At 66.3% G+C, this 16,822-nt stretch carries 15 protein-coding genes, 1 pseudogene and 1 riboswitch; of the genes and pseudogenes, 6 read left to right on the plus strand and 10 right to left on the minus strand.

All coding sequences use genetic code 11. The features are described 5' to 3' along the window. Positions 1-9 precede the first annotated feature (9 nt). The 8 genes from glyQ to VSR34_RS12710 form a co-directional block, all read right to left on the minus strand. Positions 10-1,017: a glycine--tRNA ligase subunit alpha gene (gene glyQ, locus VSR34_RS12675; RefSeq protein WP_081715982.1), complete on the minus strand. Its 1,008-nt coding sequence runs from the start codon at positions 1,015-1,017 to the stop codon at positions 10-12. A gap of 291 nt (positions 1,018-1,308) precedes the next feature. Then, entirely contained in the window at positions 1,309-3,027 is a 1,719-nt protein-coding gene (gene lnt / locus VSR34_RS12680; RefSeq protein ID WP_342962631.1) for an apolipoprotein N-acyltransferase, read from the minus strand. 265 nt (positions 3,028-3,292) lie between these two features. Further along, positions 3,293-4,186, minus strand: a complete 894-nt coding sequence (locus tag VSR34_RS12685) for an HlyC/CorC family transporter (protein WP_028211797.1) — start codon at positions 4,184-4,186, stop codon at positions 3,293-3,295. Between the two features lie 173 nt (positions 4,187-4,359). Next, entirely contained in the window at positions 4,360-5,043 is a 684-nt protein-coding gene (locus tag VSR34_RS12690) for a gamma-glutamylcyclotransferase (RefSeq protein WP_081715981.1), read from the minus strand. Positions 5,044-5,052: 9 nt separating this feature from the next. Next, entirely contained in the window at positions 5,053-5,514 is a 462-nt protein-coding gene (gene ybeY, locus VSR34_RS12695) for an rRNA maturation RNase YbeY (RefSeq protein WP_342962687.1), read from the minus strand. Positions 5,515-5,545: 31 nt separating this feature from the next. Then, positions 5,546-6,664, minus strand: a complete 1,119-nt coding sequence (locus VSR34_RS12700; RefSeq protein WP_028211794.1) for a PhoH family protein — start codon at positions 6,662-6,664, stop codon at positions 5,546-5,548. Positions 6,665-6,774: 110 nt separating this feature from the next. Next, positions 6,775-8,148 carry a tRNA (N6-isopentenyl adenosine(37)-C2)-methylthiotransferase MiaB gene (miaB, locus tag VSR34_RS12705; RefSeq protein WP_028211793.1) on the minus strand — a complete coding sequence of 458 codons (1,374 nt, stop codon included), beginning with the start codon at positions 8,146-8,148 and terminating at the stop codon, positions 6,775-6,777. Positions 8,149-8,410: 262 nt separating this feature from the next. After that, positions 8,411-9,382, minus strand: coding sequence for a LysR family transcriptional regulator (locus VSR34_RS12710; protein ID WP_342962632.1), 972 nt, complete (start codon positions 9,380-9,382; stop codon positions 8,411-8,413). 135 nt (positions 9,383-9,517) lie between these two features. On the opposite strand from VSR34_RS12710, the gene VSR34_RS12715 reads away from it, so the two are divergent. The 4 genes and pseudogenes from VSR34_RS12715 (at position 9,518) to ribB (ending at position 13,388) form a co-directional block, all read left to right on the plus strand. After that, a complete protein-coding gene (locus VSR34_RS12715; protein WP_342962633.1) occupies positions 9,518-9,922 on the plus strand; it encodes a VOC family protein in 405 nt (134 codons plus the stop codon). A gap of 86 nt (positions 9,923-10,008) precedes the next feature. Continuing rightward, positions 10,009-11,196 (plus strand): MFS transporter, encoded by a 1,188-nt coding sequence (locus VSR34_RS12720; RefSeq protein ID WP_342962634.1) that lies wholly within the window; start codon positions 10,009-10,011, stop codon positions 11,194-11,196. Positions 11,197-11,383: 187 nt separating this feature from the next. Next, a pseudogene (locus VSR34_RS12725) lies at positions 11,384-12,043 on the plus strand (XRE family transcriptional regulator); the annotation flags it as partial. 275 nt (positions 12,044-12,318) lie between these two features. Next, positions 12,319-12,491, plus strand: a riboswitch (FMN riboswitch). Positions 12,492-12,659: 168 nt separating this feature from the next. Continuing rightward, positions 12,660-13,388 carry a 3,4-dihydroxy-2-butanone-4-phosphate synthase gene (gene ribB, locus VSR34_RS12730; protein ID WP_342962635.1) on the plus strand — a complete coding sequence of 243 codons (729 nt, stop codon included), beginning with the start codon at positions 12,660-12,662 and terminating at the stop codon, positions 13,386-13,388. An 85-nt stretch (positions 13,389-13,473) separates the two neighbouring features. Here the strand turns inward: ribB and VSR34_RS12735 are convergent, their stop codons facing one another. After that, the gene (locus VSR34_RS12735) at positions 13,474-14,160 is read right to left on the minus strand and encodes an HAD family hydrolase (protein WP_028211789.1); all 687 of its coding nucleotides are present in this window, start codon (positions 14,158-14,160) and stop codon (positions 13,474-13,476) included. Between the two features lie 248 nt (positions 14,161-14,408). Between VSR34_RS12735 and VSR34_RS12740 the strand changes: the two genes are divergently transcribed. Then, positions 14,409-14,783: a hypothetical protein gene (locus VSR34_RS12740; RefSeq protein ID WP_028211788.1), complete on the plus strand. Its 375-nt coding sequence runs from the start codon at positions 14,409-14,411 to the stop codon at positions 14,781-14,783. A gap of 267 nt (positions 14,784-15,050) precedes the next feature. Here the strand turns inward: VSR34_RS12740 and VSR34_RS12745 are convergent, their stop codons facing one another. After that, positions 15,051-15,248, minus strand: coding sequence for a hypothetical protein (locus VSR34_RS12745; protein WP_028211787.1), 198 nt, complete (start codon positions 15,246-15,248; stop codon positions 15,051-15,053). Between the two features lie 701 nt (positions 15,249-15,949). Here VSR34_RS12745 and VSR34_RS12750 point away from each other — a divergent pair. Then, on the plus strand, positions 15,950-16,753 hold the full coding sequence (locus VSR34_RS12750; RefSeq protein ID WP_342962688.1) for a ferritin-like domain-containing protein: 804 nt from the start codon (positions 15,950-15,952) through the stop codon (positions 16,751-16,753). The last annotated feature ends 69 nt before the right edge of the window (positions 16,754-16,822 follow it).

Here is a 16,822-nt window from a genome sequence, read left to right on the forward strand (position 1 = left end):
GAGATCCGGTCATGCCTCGTCGAACTTGCGTTCGACCTTCAGCGGCGGCGCCCAGGCGGGCATCGCGGCGTCCTGTTCGTCGGTGGTCAGGCCGGGCACGCCGTGCACGGGGTTGCCGAGCATCGGGAAGCCGAGCTTCTCGCGCGACTCGTAGTACGACTGCGCCACGCTGCGCGAAAGCGCGCGAATGCGGCCGATGTACGCCGCGCGCTCCGTCACGGAGATCGCGCCGCGCGCGTCGAGCAGGTTGAAGGTGTGCGCGGCCTTGAGCACGAGTTCATAGGCGGGCAGCGCGAGCTGGTGCTCCATCATGCGCTTCGCTTCGCCTTCGTACGCGTTGAAGAACGTGAACAGCAGGTCGACGTTCGCGTGCTCGAAGTTGTACGTCGATTGCTCGACTTCGTTCTGATGGTAGACATCGCCGTAGGTGAGGCGGCGCAGTTCGGGGCCGTTCGGGCCTTGCTCTTCCCACTCGGTCCAGACGAGGTCGTAGACGTTCTCGACCTTCTGCAGATACATCGCGAGACGCTCGAGGCCGTAGGTGATCTCGCCGAGCACCGGTTTGCAGTCGAGGCCGCCCACCTGCTGGAAGTAGGTGAACTGCGTCACTTCCATGCCGTTGAGCCACACTTCCCAGCCAAGACCCCACGCGCCGAGCGTGGGGTTCTCCCAGTCGTCTTCCACGAAGCGCACGTCGTTCTGCTTCAGGTCGAAGCCGAGCGCCTCGAGCGAGCCGAGGTACAGGTCGAGAATGTTTTCCGGCGCCGGCTTGAGCACCACCTGGTACTGGTAGTAATGCTGCAGGCGGTTCGGGTTCTCGCCGTAGCGGCCATCCTTCGGGCGGCGCGACGGCTGCACATAGGCTGCTCGCCACGGCTCGGGGCCGATCGCGCGCAGGAAGGTGTGGACGTGCGAGGTGCCGGCGCCGACTTCCATGTCGATCGGCTGGAGCAGTGCGCAGCCCTGCTTGTCCCAGTAAGACTGGAGCGTCAGGATGATTTGCTGAAACGTGAGCATGTATGCCTGCAGTGTCTATCGGGCCTTCGGGGCTTTCGGGGGCGGAATGCGGCGGCCCCACCAGGCGAGCGCGCGGGCGGGGCGGCGATTCGCGGCCTTGCCCCTTTCCTCGCGTGGCCCGGGCCGGGAGGCGGCCAGGTGCTAAAACCTTGAATTTTACCGGATTGCCGGGGCATTGAGACCTGGGCGGGGTTCGGGCGACGGGAAGAGGCCGCAGCGGGTCGTCGCGCGCGTGGTTTCGTGGCCCGCTTCGTGGTGGTTTCGTGGTCGCTCCGTGGTCGCCCCGCGTGCTTATTTCGTGCTTGCCTGCGTGCGTTCCTTCTTGCTCTTGAATGCCGGTCCAAACGCAAATCCGAGCGCGAGCAACAGGAGTGAAACGGCGATCACCGTGTTGTTGCCGCTCTTCACGTAGGGCGTGAAGCCTGTCGTGCCTTCCACCTGGAGGTCGAGCGAGCCCACCGTGAAGGTGGGCAGGCGCGCGATCACGCGGCCTTTCGCATCGATGGCGGCCGTCGCGCCCGTGTTGGTGGCGCGCAGCATCGGCCGGCCCGTTTCGAGCGAGCGCATGCGCGCGATCTGCAGATGCTGGTCGAGCGCGATGGTGTCGCCGAACCAGGCGAGGTTCGTCGAATTGATGAGAATGCCGGGCGAGGTCGGATTCTCGCGCACGGTGCGCGCGATTTCCTCGCCGAAGATGTCCTCGTAGCAGATGTTCACGGCCACGAGTTCGCCGCGCACGGGGAACGGCGGCTGCACGGGCGCGCCGCGCGCGAAGTCCCCGAGCGGAATGTTCATGAGGTTCACGAACCAGCGGAAGCCCCAGGGCACGAATTCGCCGAAGGGCACGAGATGGTGCTTGTCGTAGCGGTAAAGACCGTTCTGGCCCGGCGTGATGCCGAACAGGCTGTTGGTGTAGTCGGTCACGCGTCCTTCGGGCGTGATCGTGCCGCCCACCGCGCCGAACAGGATGGCGGTGTGGGTGCCGTCCGCGAAGGCGCGGATATCGCGGCCGAACTTCTCGGGGATCTCCTGCACGAGCACGGGAACGGCCGTTTCCGGCGTGATGACGAGATCGGCCGGCTTTTCGGTGATGAGCTTCTGGAACTCGTTGAGCGCGTCGACCATGCCCGACTCCGAGAACTTCATCTCCTGCTTGACGTTGCCTTGCAGCAGACGCACGTTGAGCGGCGTGCCGGAAGGCTGGGTCCACGAGACGAGCGAGAGCAGCAGGCCGGCTGCGATCACGGCCACGGCGAGGAGCGCGGGCGTCGCGATCGCACGGCGCGGCGGCGTGGCGTGGGCTTGCGCGGTGCTGCCTTGCTTCAAGTCGCGCGCGCGCAGCAGCGCCTGGACGATGAGCGCCGCGACGAGCGCGAGCATCCAGCCCACACCGTAGACGCCCACGATCGGCGCAAAGCCGGCGAGCGGACCGTCCACCTGTGCATAGCCGCTCGATAGCCACGGAAAGCCTGTGAAGACGTAGCCGCGCGCCCACTCGCCGAGCGCCCACGCGCTAGCGAACGCGAACGCGCCGTGCCATGTGGGCGAGAAGGGCAAGTCGCCACTGCGTCCGTTCTTCGCATGTCCCGCGCAGAACGACCAGACGAGCGCGGCGAGCGCCGGATAGAGGCCCAGATAGAGCGAGAACAGCGCGAGCGCCGCGCCCGCGAGCACCGCGGGCATGCCGCCATAGAAGTGCATGCTCACATAGAGCCACCACACCCCGGTCACGAAGTTGCCGAAGCCGAACGCCCAGCCCGTGAACATCGCGCTCTTCCAGCCGGTCGTGCGCGTGAGCCAGAAGTAGAAGAGCGCGAAGATCGCGATGGCGAGCCAGCCGCCATGCGGCGTGGGGGCGAACGAAAGCGTGTTGAGCGCCCCGCACGCGGCGGCGGCGAGATAGTGCCAGAGCGGCAGCGCGCGGCGTGCGGTGCCGTTGCTGGCGGCGGTGCCCTTAGCTTCGGGCGCGCGCGGTTCGCTGCGCGTGCGGGTATCGATCGGTTCGGCCATGTGAAGCGGTGAAATTCGGCTGTGAAGTACGGGAAAAGCGACGAATAAAAGCGACGAATGAAAGCGACGAATGAAAAGCGATGGCGTAACAAGCACGAGGGCGGATTGCGCGACGAGCGCAACGATAGCACTTTCGTGCGTCATTGCCGGGGCGCGCCTCTCGAATGCCTTGGGGCCCGATCGCGATAGCGAACCCTTGGAGGCAAAACGCCAGCCCGAAGGCTGGCGTTTAGACGTGTCCGCAGGAGCCAGGCGGGCTGTGCGCTCAGGTGCCGGGCGGCTGCAGTGCGGCTTCGCGCTGGCCGGCCATCGGGTCGCGGCGCACGAGCAGCATGTGAAGCTGCCGGGCGTCGGCGCGCAGCACCTCGAAGATCAGGTCGTCGATGCGCACCTTCTCGCCGCGATGCGGCAAGTGCCCGAAATGATGGGTCACGAAGCCGCCGATCGTATCGACTTCCTCATCGGAGTAATGGGTGCCGAATACCTCGTTGAACTGCTCGATCTCGGTGAGCGCGCGCACGCGAAAGCGCCCGTCGGGCGAGGCGATGATGTTCCCGCTTTCCTCGTCGAAGTCGTACTCGTCCTCGATGTCGCCGACGATCTGCTCCAGCACGTCCTCGATCGTGATGAGGCCGGCTACGCCGCCGTATTCGTCCACGACGATGGCGATGTGATTGCGGTTCTGGCGAAAGTCGTGCAGCAGCACATTGAGGCGCTTGGATTCGGGGATGAACACCGCGGGGCGGAGCATGCCGCGCACGTCGAATTCCTCTTCGGCGTAGTAGCGCAGCAGATCTTTCGCGAGCAGCACGCCGATCACGTTGTCGCGGTTGCCGTCGTACACGGGGTAGCGCGAGTGCGCCTTCTCCAGCACGTACGGAATGAATTCGTCAGGACTTTCGGCGATGTTGATCGCGTCCATCTGGGCGCGCGGGATCATGATGTCGCGTGCGCAGAGTTCGGACACCTGGAACACGCCTTCGATCATCGAAAGCGAATCGGCGTCGATCAGATTGCGCGCGTGCGCGTCCTGGAGGATTTCGAGAAGTTCGCTGCGCGAGTCGGGCTCGGGCGAGATGAAGTCGGTCAGCCGCTCGAGCAGGGAGCGCTTTTCTTGCGGTTTGTCGGTCTGGCGTCGACTGGGATAAGAGTCGTTCATGGTGGTGCGCCCTTTGCCGCTTGGGGGCGGGGCGCGCTGTTGCGGAGGGTTAAGGATACAACATGCCTGTGGCGCCACCGTGTAATGGCACACGCATGACATACACCGGCAGATCAATCCTAACGCAGATGACGGGCGGCCGCGCTGCGGACAAAAAACGGCGCGGCTTTTCGCTATGCGCAGCGCGCCAGCAGCCGCTCCAGCACCCGGTCGCGCATGCCGCTCTCGCGCAGCGCGTCTACGGTGCGCTGCACATAGTCGAGCGTGGTGCCATAGCGGCCCGACGCGCAGCCGAACACGGTGCGCACGGTCGCTTCGGAAAGCTTGCCGGTGTAGGAGGCGACGTCGCGGCGCATGACGAACGCGAGCGCCGCGACGCGGCGGCCGTCGGCGAGCACGCAGGGCAGCCACGCGGGGCGGTAGGAGCCCATGGGCATCTCGCGGCGCCAGAGCGCTTCGAGGTGCGGCATAACGCCCTGGCCCGCTAGCCGGAACGCGACGCCGGCGCACGAGCCGCCGCGATCCAGCGCCAGCACGAGGCCGGGCTGCTCGGGCGTGCCGCGGTTGACGCGCGACCACATGTACAGCCCGCGATGGTAGCCATGCACGCGCGAACGCACGTTCTCGACCGTTGGGAGCCCCGGGTTCCAGATCAGCGAGCCATAGCCGAAGAGCCAGATGTCGCTCTTACCGTCCCAGTTTTCGAGCGTGCAGGCGAGCGAAGCGCGCAATTCATCTTCGGTGAGGAGCCGCGACTCGCCGAGCGCCGGGGGGTAGCCCGGGCAGGGCGCGCTCGCGCCGCCTGTCTCGGGCAGTCCGGAGGGTTCGGCGACATCGGGCGCGCGCTTGTCGTTCATGGCCGGAGCCTACTTGTACGGATCGGGAAAGCCGAGGGAGTTGAGCACCTCGGTCTCGATGCCCTCCATTTCCTCGGCTTCGGCCTCGTCCTCGTGGTCGTAGCCCTGGGCGTGCAGCGCGCCGTGCACGAGCAGATGCGCGTAGTGCGCGGCGAGCGGCTTGCCCTGCTCGGCGGCTTCCTTTTCCACGACGGGGCAGCACAGGATCAGGTCGCCCGTGACCGGATCGTCTTCACTTTCCGCGTAAGCGAAGGTGAGCACGTTGGTCGCGTAGTCCTTGCCGCGATAAGCGCGGTTGAGCGAGCGGCCTTCTTCGGCGTCGACGAAGCGCACGGTCAGTTCCGCGTCCGCGAATAGCGCGGCCTTGAGCCACGCCGCGACGGTGGCGCGCGGCAGCGTGGCCTTGTGCTCGGGGAACGCCTTCGCGGCGGGGAACTGCACGGTCAGTTTGAGTTTCGGTGCGCGGGGCATGGGCTGGAGCAAGGGAGCGAGGCAGACCGCGTCAGCGTGCGTCGCCAACGCTTTCGTCCTTTTTCGAATGCGCGTCGTAGGCCTCGACGATACGCGCGACGAGCGGATGGCGCACGACGTCGGCGCTCGTGAAGCGCGTGAGCGCGATGCCGCGCACGTCCGCGAGCACCTGCTGCGCCTCGATCAAGCCGCTCTTGTGGCCGCGCGGCAGGTCCACCTGGGTGGTGTCGCCGGTCACGACGGCCTTCGAGCCGAAGCCGATACGCGTGAGGAACATCTTCATCTGCTCGGGCGTGGTGTTCTGCGCCTCGTCGAGGATGATGAACGCGTGATTGAGCGTGCGCCCGCGCATGTAGGCGAGCGGCGCGATTTCGATCATCTGGCGCTCGAACATCTTCGCGGTCTTGTCGAAGCCGAGCAGGTCGTAGAGCGCGTCATAGAGCGGACGCAGGTACGGATCGACCTTCTGCGCGAGGTCGCCCGGCAGGAAGCCGAGACGCTCGCCCGCTTCCACGGCCGGACGCGTGAGCACGATGCGCTTGACCTGGTCGCGCTCGAGCGCGTCCACCGCGCAGGCCACGGCGAGATAGGTCTTGCCGGTGCCCGCGGGCCCGACGCCGAACGTCACGTCGTGCGAGATGATCTGCTTGAGGTACTCGCGCTGCGCCGGCGTGCGGCCGCGCAGATCGGCGCGGCGCGTGTAGAGCTTCGGGCCGGGTTCTTCGGCTTCGAAGCCTTCGCGCGCGGGCTGGTCGAACGGATGATCGGGGTCGCCGCGAAAACGGGGATCGATTTCCGTGGCGTCGCCGGCGATCTCGCCGCTGCCGGTGCCATTGGCGTTGCCGCGCACGACGCCGTTGCCATTGCCGCGCGGGTCGTTCGCCGCCTGACGCGCTTCGACGAGCGCGAGCTGGATATCGTCGACGGAGAGCGGATCACGCGCCTGGTTGTAGAAGTTCTCGAGCGCCGTGAGCGCGAGCTTCGCGCCGCGCCCCCGGATGCTGATGCGATGGCCGCGCCGCGCGAGCGTCACGTCGAGCGCCTGCTCGATCTGCCGCAGGTTTTCGTCGAGCGGGCCGCAGAGGTTGGCGAGGCGCGCGTTGTCGTCGCGCGGCGCGGTGAATTCCAGATGCTGCTGATTGGGCTTCAAGGTGTCTCTGAACTCCTGAATTCCGATGCCTTGTGCCGCGCGGTGGGCGCGGAACAGGCGCGTAATGGGCTCGTAGGGGGCTCGTATTCGGCTCGTGGCGTACTGACCGATCAGTGCGCGAGCGTCGAAGCGTCCTCGTGCGCGAGCACGAGTTCGCCGCGCAGCGAGTGCGGGTACGCGTGGTTGATCTTCACGTCGATCATCTGGCCGATCAGGCGCGCATGCGAGGCAAGCGGCGCCGGAAAGTTCACGACACGATTGTTCTCGGTGCGGCCCGACAGCTCGCCCGGATCCTTGCGCGAGGGGCCTTCCACGAGAATGCGCTCCACGCGGCCGACCATCGACTCGCTGACGCGCTTCACGTTCTCTTCGATCGTGGCCTGCAGGTGCTGCAGGCGCTTGAGCTTCACCTCGCGCGGCGTGTCGTCGGAGAGGTTCGCGGCGGGCGTGCCCGGACGCGGGCTGTAGATGAACGAGAAGCTCGTGTCGTAGCTCATCTCCTCGACGAGCGCCATCATCTTCTGGAAGTCCTCTTCCGTCTCGCCGGGGAAGCCCACGATGAAGTCCGTGGAGAGCGACAGGTCCGGACGGATCGCGCGCAGCTTGCGGATGATCGACTTGTATTCGAGCACGGTGTAGCCGCGCTTCATCGCCATGAGCACGCGGTCCGAGCCGTGCTGGACCGGCAGATGCAGATGGCTCACGAGCTTGGGCACCTTCGCGTAGGTATCGATGAGGCGCTGCGTGAACTCCTTCGGGTGCGAAGTCGTGTAGCGGATGCGCTCGATCCCGGGAATCTCGGCGACGTATTCGATCAGCGTCGCGAAGTCCGCGACGTCGGGCGCGCCGGCCGTCAACGCGCCTCGGTAGGCGTTCACGTTCTGGCCGAGCAGCGTGACTTCACGCACGCCCTGATCGGCGAGGCCGGCGATTTCGGTGAGCACGTCGTCGAGCGGACGCGAGACTTCCTCGCCGCGCGTGTAGGGCACGACGCAGTAGCTGCAGTACTTGCTGCAGCCTTCCATGATCGAGACGAACGCGCTCGGGCCTTCCACGCGCGCGGGCGGCAGATGGTCGAACTTCTCGATTTCGGGGAAGGTGATGTCCACCTGCGCGCGGCCCGAGGCGCGGCGCGCGTCGATCATCTGCGGCAGGCGGTGCAGCGTTTGCGGGCCGAACACGAGGTCCACATAGGGCGCGCGCGCGACGATCGCCGCGCCTTCCTGGCTCGCCACGCAGCCGCCCACGCCGATCAGCAGGTTCGGGTTCGCTTCCTTGAGTTCGCGCACGCGGCCGAGGTCGGAGAAGACCTTTTCCTGCGCCTTCTCGCGCACCGAGCAGGTGTTGAAGAGAATGACGTCCGCGTCTTCGGGGGTGTCGGTCTTCACGAGGCCTTCGGCGGCGCCGAGTACGTCGACCATCTTGTCGGAGTCGTACTCGTTCATCTGGCAGCCAAAGGTCTTTACATAAACTTTCTTGGTCATCGGGGTTCGCCGTTCGCAGTGGTTGACCTGGGGGCGTCGTCCGCTTGATGCACGCGCGTGCTGCGCGGGATGCACGTCAGGACTACGGTGTTTTAAGGGGGGCCGAATCGGGGGGTGCTTTTGCAGCCCTCGTCTGGCGATGCGCGTCTGGTGATGCCGTCTCGTGACATGGTTTCGTGACACATCAGGGACGTTCCGCTTTGCTTTTCGCTTCTTTTTGCCGGTTTTTGAGGCTGCGGATCGCTTTCTGCGCAATCGGACATTATAGCCGTTTGCGCCTTCGGCTTTGCGTCGCAACGCCCGGTTCCGTGCAGGGCACGAGCGCCTCCAGCTCTCCCGACGTCTGCGCGAAGCGCTCACTGAGAAAGTCGAGCAGCGCACGCACACGCGGCGCAAGAAAGCGGTTGCGGTGATAGAGCGCGTGCAGCGGCGCGTCCGGGTAGCGCCACTCGGGCATCACGGTCTTGAGCCGCCCGGCGCGCAGATCGTCCGCGACATCCCAGATCGACTTCACCGCGAGGCCGTACCCGCACAGCGCCCACTGGCGCGCCACTTCGCCATCCGTTGACTCGAGCGCGCGGTCGAGCGGCACCGTGTACGTCTGCGTTTCGTCGCCGCGCGTGAAGCGCCATTCGTTCACCGGTCCCGCCGCCGAGCCGATCACGATGCAGTCGAAACGTGCCAGATCATTCGGCTCATGCGGCTCGCCGCAGCGCGCGAGGTACTCGGGCGAGGCGCACAGCACGCGGCGGTTCGGTGCGAGCCAGCGCGCCACGAGCGAGCTGTCCTGCGGCGTGCCGAAGCGGATCGCGAGATCGATGTCCTCGAGCACGAGATTCGAGAGCGAGTCGGTCAGCATCAGCGCGAAACGCACGTCGGGATAGCGGGCGCGGAATTCGTCGAGCCACGTCATCAGCAAATTGCGGCCGAAATCCGAGGTCGCCGAAATCCGCACCTTGCCACGCACCGCGTTCTGGCCCTCCTGCAAGGCCGCTTTGGCGTCGTCGAGCGAGCGCAGCGCGTGTTCGCTACAGGTGAGGTAGAGGCGGCCTTCGTCGGTGAGCCGTAGCTGGCGTGTCGTGCGGTCGAACAGACGCGCACGAAGTTCGGCTTCGAGCCGCGCGAGCCGGGCGCTGGCCGCGGCGGGCGTGAGGCCGAGCTTGCGGCCTGCCGCGGAAAGGCTGCCGAGGCGTGCGGCCTCCACGAACAGGCGCACGTCGCCGAGATTGTCCATCGCGTGATTATTAGAAAGCCGTTGAAAATGCTTCAAATGCTACGCCAATTATCAAATTTGAGCGTAGCCCGGACAATGCGCGTGTTTTCAGGACAACCGCCGCGCCTCGGACCTGCCCGACCCGGCCCGCACGCCATGCAACTCGATCACGTCACCCTCGTCACGCCCGACCTCGAAGGCGCATGCCGCTTCTTTCGCGACATCGTCGGCCTCGACGACGGTCCGCGTCCGCCGTTTCGCGTGGACGGCCACTGGCTCTACGCGAACGGCCGCCCGGTCATCCACCTCGTCGATGCGACCGTGCCCGCGCAGTCGCCGGGTTCATCGGGCGCGCTCGTCGCGCCCCGCATCGACCACGTGGCGTTTCGCGTCGCGCCCGGCGACGCGTGGCGCGCGCTGCTCGAACGGCTCGCCGCGCACCGCGTGCTGCACCAGCGCGCCGAGGTGCCCGTGTGTGCGGAAATCCAGCTTTTCGTTGCGCTCGCGCCGGGCGTCGTCGTCGAGTTCGTGACGTCGACGGCGGGCGGCGCGGCGGCATGAGGCCAACCGCTGCCGACCGCGACCAACCGCAGCCAACCGCGGCCGACTGAACCCGATTGAATCCAGGCTCGTTGACGGAGATTTCGATGCCCATTCCCTTGCTCGCGCTGGCCATCAGCGCCTTTGCCATCGGCACCACTGAGTTCCTCATCATGGGCCTGTTGCCCGACGTCGCGCGCGATCTGAACGTGACGATTCCCGCCGCGGGCCTGCTCGTGACCGGCTATGCGCTCGGCGTGGCGGCCGGCGCGCCGCTTCTTGCCGCGCTGACCAGCCGCATGCCGCGCAAGCTCGCGCTGCAATTGCTGATGGGCGTGTTCATCGTCGGTAACGTGATGTGCGCGCTCGCCTCGACCTACGCGCTGCTGATGGTCGCACGCGTCGTGGCCTCGTTTGCGCACGGCTCGTTCTTCGGCATCGGCGCCGTGGTGGCCGCCTCGCTCGTGCCGCAGGAAAAGCGGGCGAGCGCCATTGCGCTGATGTTCACCGGCCTCACGCTTGCCACCGTGCTCGGCGTGCCGTTCGGCACAGCCATTGGCCAGCAGTTCGGCTGGCGCGTGGCGTTCTGGATCGTGAGCGGCCTGGGCGTGCTCTCGCTCATTGGCGTGACGGCCCTGGTTCCCAACCATCACGACAGCGGCCCATCCGGTCTCGGCCACGAAGTGCGCGTGCTGCGCGACCCGCAGGTGTGGCTCGCGCTCGGCATGACGGTGCTGGGCTTTGGCGGCGTGTTCGTCGTGTTCACCTACATTGCGCCGATTCTCGAACAGGTGGGCGGCTTCTCGCCGCGCGGCGTGACGCTGATGCTGGTGCTGTTCGGCGTGGGCCTGACGCTCGGCAACACCTTGGGCGGCAAGCTCGCGGACCGCGCGCTGATGCCTTCGCTCATGGGCATTCTCGTGGTGCTCGCCGTGGTGATGGCCATCTTTACGAGGACGAGCCATGCGATGTGGCCGGCTGCCGTCACCGTGTTCGTCTGGGGGATCGCCGCGTTCGCGACCGTGCCGCCGCTGCAGATGCGCGTGGTCGCGAAGGCCGCGGCGGCGCCGAATCTCGCCTCGACGCTGAACATCGGTGCGTTCAACGTGGGCAATGCAATGGGCGCCTGGATGGGCGGGCTCGCCATTGCACACGGCGTGGCACTCGACTCGCTGCCTTGGGTGGCTGCGGCCGTCTCGGTGGCAGCGCTCGTGCTCACATGGGCGGCGGCGCGGCTCGATGCGCGCGCCGTACCGCTGCGCGACGCGCACGTGGCGGCGCGGCAGAATACGTGAGCGCCCGACGAGGGCAATGCGCAAGGCCGCGCCTTATGCGCAGGGCGCGAAAGCAATCCCCGAATCCCGCTCTGCAATGCTGATAACAGTGTGAAGATAACTTCGTTGGGCGCGGCAAATCGCGATGCTAGTCTTGCCTCCATTCACGCTCATGCGCTGCTTCCACGCGGCGCGCCAGGAGGCAGCCATGCATTCCCCTCTCGCGCTCGTGCGCGATGCGCAGCCCAATATTGCGCAGACCGAAGGATCCGGATACGCGCCCGACACGTTCGACACGCTCGAGCATCTCGTGGGCGTGAATCTCGCGCGGTTGCGCGCCGAACGCCAGCTTTCTCTCGACGCGCTTGCGCGCGCCTCGGGTGTCTCGCGCGCGATGCTGGCCCAGGTCGAGTCGGCGCGCAGCGTGCCGTCGATCAAGGTGCTGTGCAAGGTGGCGGCGGCGCTGAAGGTATCGGTTGCGGCGTTCTTGCGGCGCCATGCCGTGAACGGTTTCGAGCATCTGCCCGCCGAGCGCGCGCCGCGACTCGTTTCCGCCGACGGCCGCTACTCGGCGCGCGCACTCTACCCGGAAGGCGAGCGCACCGCCGTCGAATTCCACGAACTGCGCGTGGCGGCGCTGCATACGGAGCCCGGCGTGCGTCGGCCGCCCGGCACCACGATGAATCTCGTGGTGAGCGAGGGCACGCTCGAAGTGCGCGTGAACGATCGGCGCCAACTGCTCGCAACGGGCGACGCGATTCAGTTCGACGCCGACCAGCCGCACAGCCTGCGTAATCCCGGCGACACCGAAGCGCGCGTGTTCCGCGTGACGCTGAACGCCGAGACACCGCCGCGTTGGGGCGTGCCTGCCCCGGCGTCCGCCGGCGAGCCGGGATCGACGGTCGATGCGGCCGATCCAGTCGATGCGAGCGATGCGGTCGAGACGGCCCATGAAATCGCCGAAGTGGCCGCGCGGCCGGTATGAACGGCGCTGCGCCCCACCAGGCGGACCTTGCGCCGATGCGGGAATGCACAAGACCCGTTTCGGTAGCCTTGTCTAATCGAGCTTTTTCGCGCTGCACGATCGCGCGGCCTGTTATATTCTTTGCCCGCCGGCTAATTCAGCTAATGAGCCGGTAATCAGTGCGTCTTCAGGGCGGGGTGCAATTCCCCACCGGCGGTATGCCGGCCGCGCCGCAAGGCAAGGCCTGCGAGCCCGCGAGCGCCTGCGCGAGCCTCGTTGTTTGCGCGCAGGGTCAGCAGATCTGGTGCGAAGCCAGAGCCGACGGTCATAGTCCGGATGGAAGAAGATGTGCAGATGGTCATGTTTGCCCATCCGCCGCGGCGTTTCGGCCGATACGCGTGCGTTCCTCGTTGTGTTCGAGGCACGCGGCATGTCTGCCGAACGGCGCGCGCCGGGGATTCCTGTCTGTTTGCAATGCCCTGAAACGTTTTTCGCCTAACTCTCGCGAGGAGCGTTTCACATGTCTCTTACTGCCAGTTCCACCTTCGCATCGTCCCAAGGCGCGCCGCTCGACGCCGCTGCCGATCTCCCGTTTCTCGAATCGGAACCGATGCCGCCGCGCATCGCCGCCGCGCTGCAAGCCATGCGTGAAGGCCGCCCGGTCGTCCTGCAGGACGACCACGACCGCGAGGACGAAGCCGATCTGATCGTCGCCGCCGAGCGCCTCACGACCGAAACGATGGCGCTCTTCATCCGCGAATGCAGCGGCATCGTCTGCCTGTGCCTCTCGGAAGACAAGGTGCGCGCGCTCGAACTTCCGCCGATGGTGTCGCACAACGAAAGCCGCAACCGCACCGCGTTCACGGTCTCGATCGAGGCGCGCGACGGCGTGAGCACGGGCGTTTCGGCCGCCGACCGGGTGACGACGATCCGCGCCGCGATCGCCCCGAACGCGAAGCCGGCCGACATCGTGCGCCCCGGTCATGTGTTCCCGCTGCGTGCCCAGCAAGGCGGCGTGCTGGCGCGCCGCGGCCACACCGAAGGCACCGTGGACCTGGCGGTGCTCGCGGGCCTCGCGCCTGCGGGCGTGCTCTGCGAGCTGATGAACCCCGACGGCACGATGGCGCGCGGCAAGCAGATCGACGACTTCGCGAAACTCCACAACCTGCCGATGCTGACGATTGCCGAACTCGTGGCGTTTCGCGAGTCGCTCGCCGTGGCGCGCGAGCGCTGCGCCGAGCCGGCCTGACGCGGGCTGGCCGAAGTAGCGGGTCGAGCGACGTGGCGCTGTTGGGCGCTGCGTCGCGCGTCTTCCGCGGGCGCGCAGCCGGATTTTACGACTGCACGTCGCCGAACTCGCCGCGCACGCCGGCCTCGACGAGCGCGGGCAGCTCTTCCATGTGCGCCATGATGCGCGTGATGCCCATCTCGCGCAGCACATCGGCGTAGCCAGAAGGGATATGGCTCGCGCCGACGAACGCGATCGTCTTCATGCCGGCCGCGCGCGCGGCATTCAACCCCGAAATGCTGTCCTCCACGACGACGCAGCGCGCCGGCTCCACGCCGAGTTGCCGCGCCGCGTGCAGATAGACGTCCGGGTAAGGCTTGGGACGCGCGACCTGCTCGGCGCTGAAGATCCGCTCGCCGAAGATCGTGTCGAGCCCGGCGCGCCGCACCGAGGCGTGCACGCGCGTGATCCGGCTGTTCGAGACGACGGCGGCAGGCAGCGTGACCTTGTGCAAGGCATCGCGTACGCCGTTGATCGGGCTCACCGATTCCGCAATGGCGGCTTCGCAGCGATGCTCGATCGTCTCGAGAAAGTCGTCGGGCAGCGTGAGGTTGAAGCGCGCGGCGACGTCGGCGAGAAAGCGCGAGGTCTGCTGGCCGAACGCCGCATTCACGGCGGCGTGGAAATCGATGCCGGGGAAGGTGCTGCTGAGCGTTTCGAAAAGCACGCGGTCGGCGATGACTTCGCTGTCGACGAGCACGCCGTCACAGTCGCAGATGAGATGGTCGATCATGCGTGAAACGAGAGGCCGGGCGACGCTTGGCCAAGGGCCGATGCGCGCTGCGGCCAGGCAGGCGAGAAGGTGGAAACCCCCCATCATACGTGCTTTTGCTTTTTGCACGGAGTGGGCTCAGGGGCCACGACGTCATCCGCTTCCCTCGCCCCGGCGGACCGGCCAGATGTGGCTCGCGCGGCTCGGTGCGACAATGGCGGCGTCGGGACGCCACTGTTCCAACCGTCGAAAACTGCAACGAGGCAATCATGCGTGGAATAGCGATGATCGGTGCGGCCATACTGGTCGCGGGGTGCGTTGGCGCGCCGCCGGGGCCCGAGGGAGGGGGGCGCGCGCCTTCGCTCGCCGCCTTGCAGCAGATGTGCGGCCAAACGGCGGACTTCGGCGCGTACGCGCCGGGCGTCTACTCGGCGATTCTCGACGCCTGGGTTGCCAATCGACGCGGCAGGTTGCCTCAGGACCAGTTTTGCGGTTTTCAGGTGGCGCTCGCGCAGCAGTACGCCGCGCTCGGCAAAAGCACCGAGCCCGAGGCGCATAGCCAGTGGGTGAAGTTCCTCAACGCCCAGCGCGCGCAGGCGCTGAGCTGGCGTGCAGCAGCCGACCCCACGCTGCGGGCGGGCTAGACGGGCAATTCAGTGGCAAGGCGCTCGTGAGCGCAGGCAATCCGCTCCCGGACGAGAGCACGCAACAGTGCGCAAAAAAATGGTCACGCGGGCATGAAGCGCGCGGGTCCGCGTGACCATGCACTGCAGGCGCGTACGTCTACTGCCGTGCGCCTGCATCGGGGACGTGCCCGACAAGTCGGGCTGGCGGACGACCTCGCGTCCGCGCAAATCGGTAAAGGGCAATGGGGCCTGTGGCTGGGCGGGCGCCTGACCCGCAGGCTCAGGCTACGAACACCGTTTGATGGCGCGCAACGCAGAGTCGCCGATTTCGGTTAGTCGCCATTGCTGGAGGCCGGAAGCGAGGCGCTCCAGTTGGACGAGCTGTCGTTCGAGCAAGGCGTCCAGTTCTTCTCGCTCCATGTCGAGCTGATTGGGGGCGTCCTTCACTAGCAGCAGGGTGGCGAATTCATGCGGACTCAGCATCGTTCTCTCTCCGTGTTGCCGCATCAGAGGTCGCCCGTTGCGGCCCGCAGGGCGGCGCGGCGACAAAAATGCGGTGGTGTGAGCGAAAGCCTGCAACGACGCAGATCGAATGACTGGAGGGACCGGCCGCCCGAACCGCCTCTGCGCGGCCAAAACGGCATCCAGCCCGGGATCTGCCTCGGGGAACTGGAGTGTAGTCAACACCGCCGCGTTGTACAAACCACACCCCGAAAATTTTCCCTTTGACATTCGAGGCCACGCGCAGCGGTAGTGCGAGCCGCCCCGATTCGCGAAATCACTTGAGGTTCTTACCGCACTGCGGCAAGGGCACGGCCTCTGCATCGCGACTGGCGTCGCGGGACATGCGCTTTCGCGCTTGCCCCCGACAGCTCGATGAGTCGACCAGCACGGCAACGTGGCAAGCGGGCATGGCCACCCGCGCCGCATCCCGACTCACGATGTGGTGCAAACGAGGTGTTTGTTCCCGGAACTGTAGGCAACAGGTACGGTCTGTGCTGAATAACTGCAGCTACGCGAAACAACAGCTAAGATGCAATAGGGATGGCTGATAACCTTTCACTGCGCGACAGACACGACATGCCGAGCCTCGGGGGGCGCCGGTCATGCGCCGCGCGCCGTGAGCGTAGCGACCGCTTCGGGAGTACGACACAATGCGTAACGACAACGAGCCTCGCCATGAGATGCCATGGCGCATCGAAGACATCGATCTCAGCCGTATCGACCGTCGACGGGCCGCCGCCAACGAAGATCTGATGCTGCTCCTGTGCGCCTCTTCGTTCATCGAAAGCGGCTCCGACCTTTACACCAGCAACCTGAGCGTGTTTTTCAACGGCGACCCCGAAGTCTCGGAGTGGCTCAATCGCGAATGGGAGCCCGAGGAGCTTCAGCATGGCCGTGCGCTGAAGACCTACATTCAACACGTATGGCCCGACTTCGACTGGGATACGGCGTTCCGAAATTTCATCGACGAGTATTCGAAGACCTGTTCGTTCGAGGAGTTCGAGAGGACCCGCGCGCTTGAAATGGTGGCGCGCTGCGTGGTGGAAACCGGCACGGCGACGCTCTACCGTGCGATCGGCGAATGCTCGAACGACCCCGTGCTCAAGGAAATCACCGACAACATCCGCAGCGACGAAGTGCGCCACTACAAGCACTTTTTCCGCTATTTCAAGAAGTACAACCAGATAGAAGGCCATGGGCGTCTGGCCGTGCTCGGTGCGCTCATGCGCCGCGTGATGGAGATCAAGAACGAGGATTCCGAGATCGCGCTGCGTCATGTATTCGCGGGCCGCTATCCCGACCGCGTACGCGACGAGGCCTATAGCCGCGAGTTGACCGCACGCGTGAACAAGCTCGTGCGCCGCAATCTTTCCGCCGACATGTGCGTGAAGATGCTGCTCAAGCCGCTCAACCTGCCCGCGAAGATTCAGCCGGGTGTGCACTATCCGCTCGCGAAGATCACGCAGCACGTTTTCTTCCGCTAGCGCTGGCGCGCCGCGAAAAAAAAGCCCGCTGGAAAGCGGGCTTTTTTGTCTGCAGTAGCGCCCGCCGCA

It is taken from the genome of Paraburkholderia sp. JHI2823, from assembly GCF_038900695.1.
GTDB lineage: Bacteria > Pseudomonadota > Gammaproteobacteria > Burkholderiales > Burkholderiaceae > Paraburkholderia > Paraburkholderia mimosarum.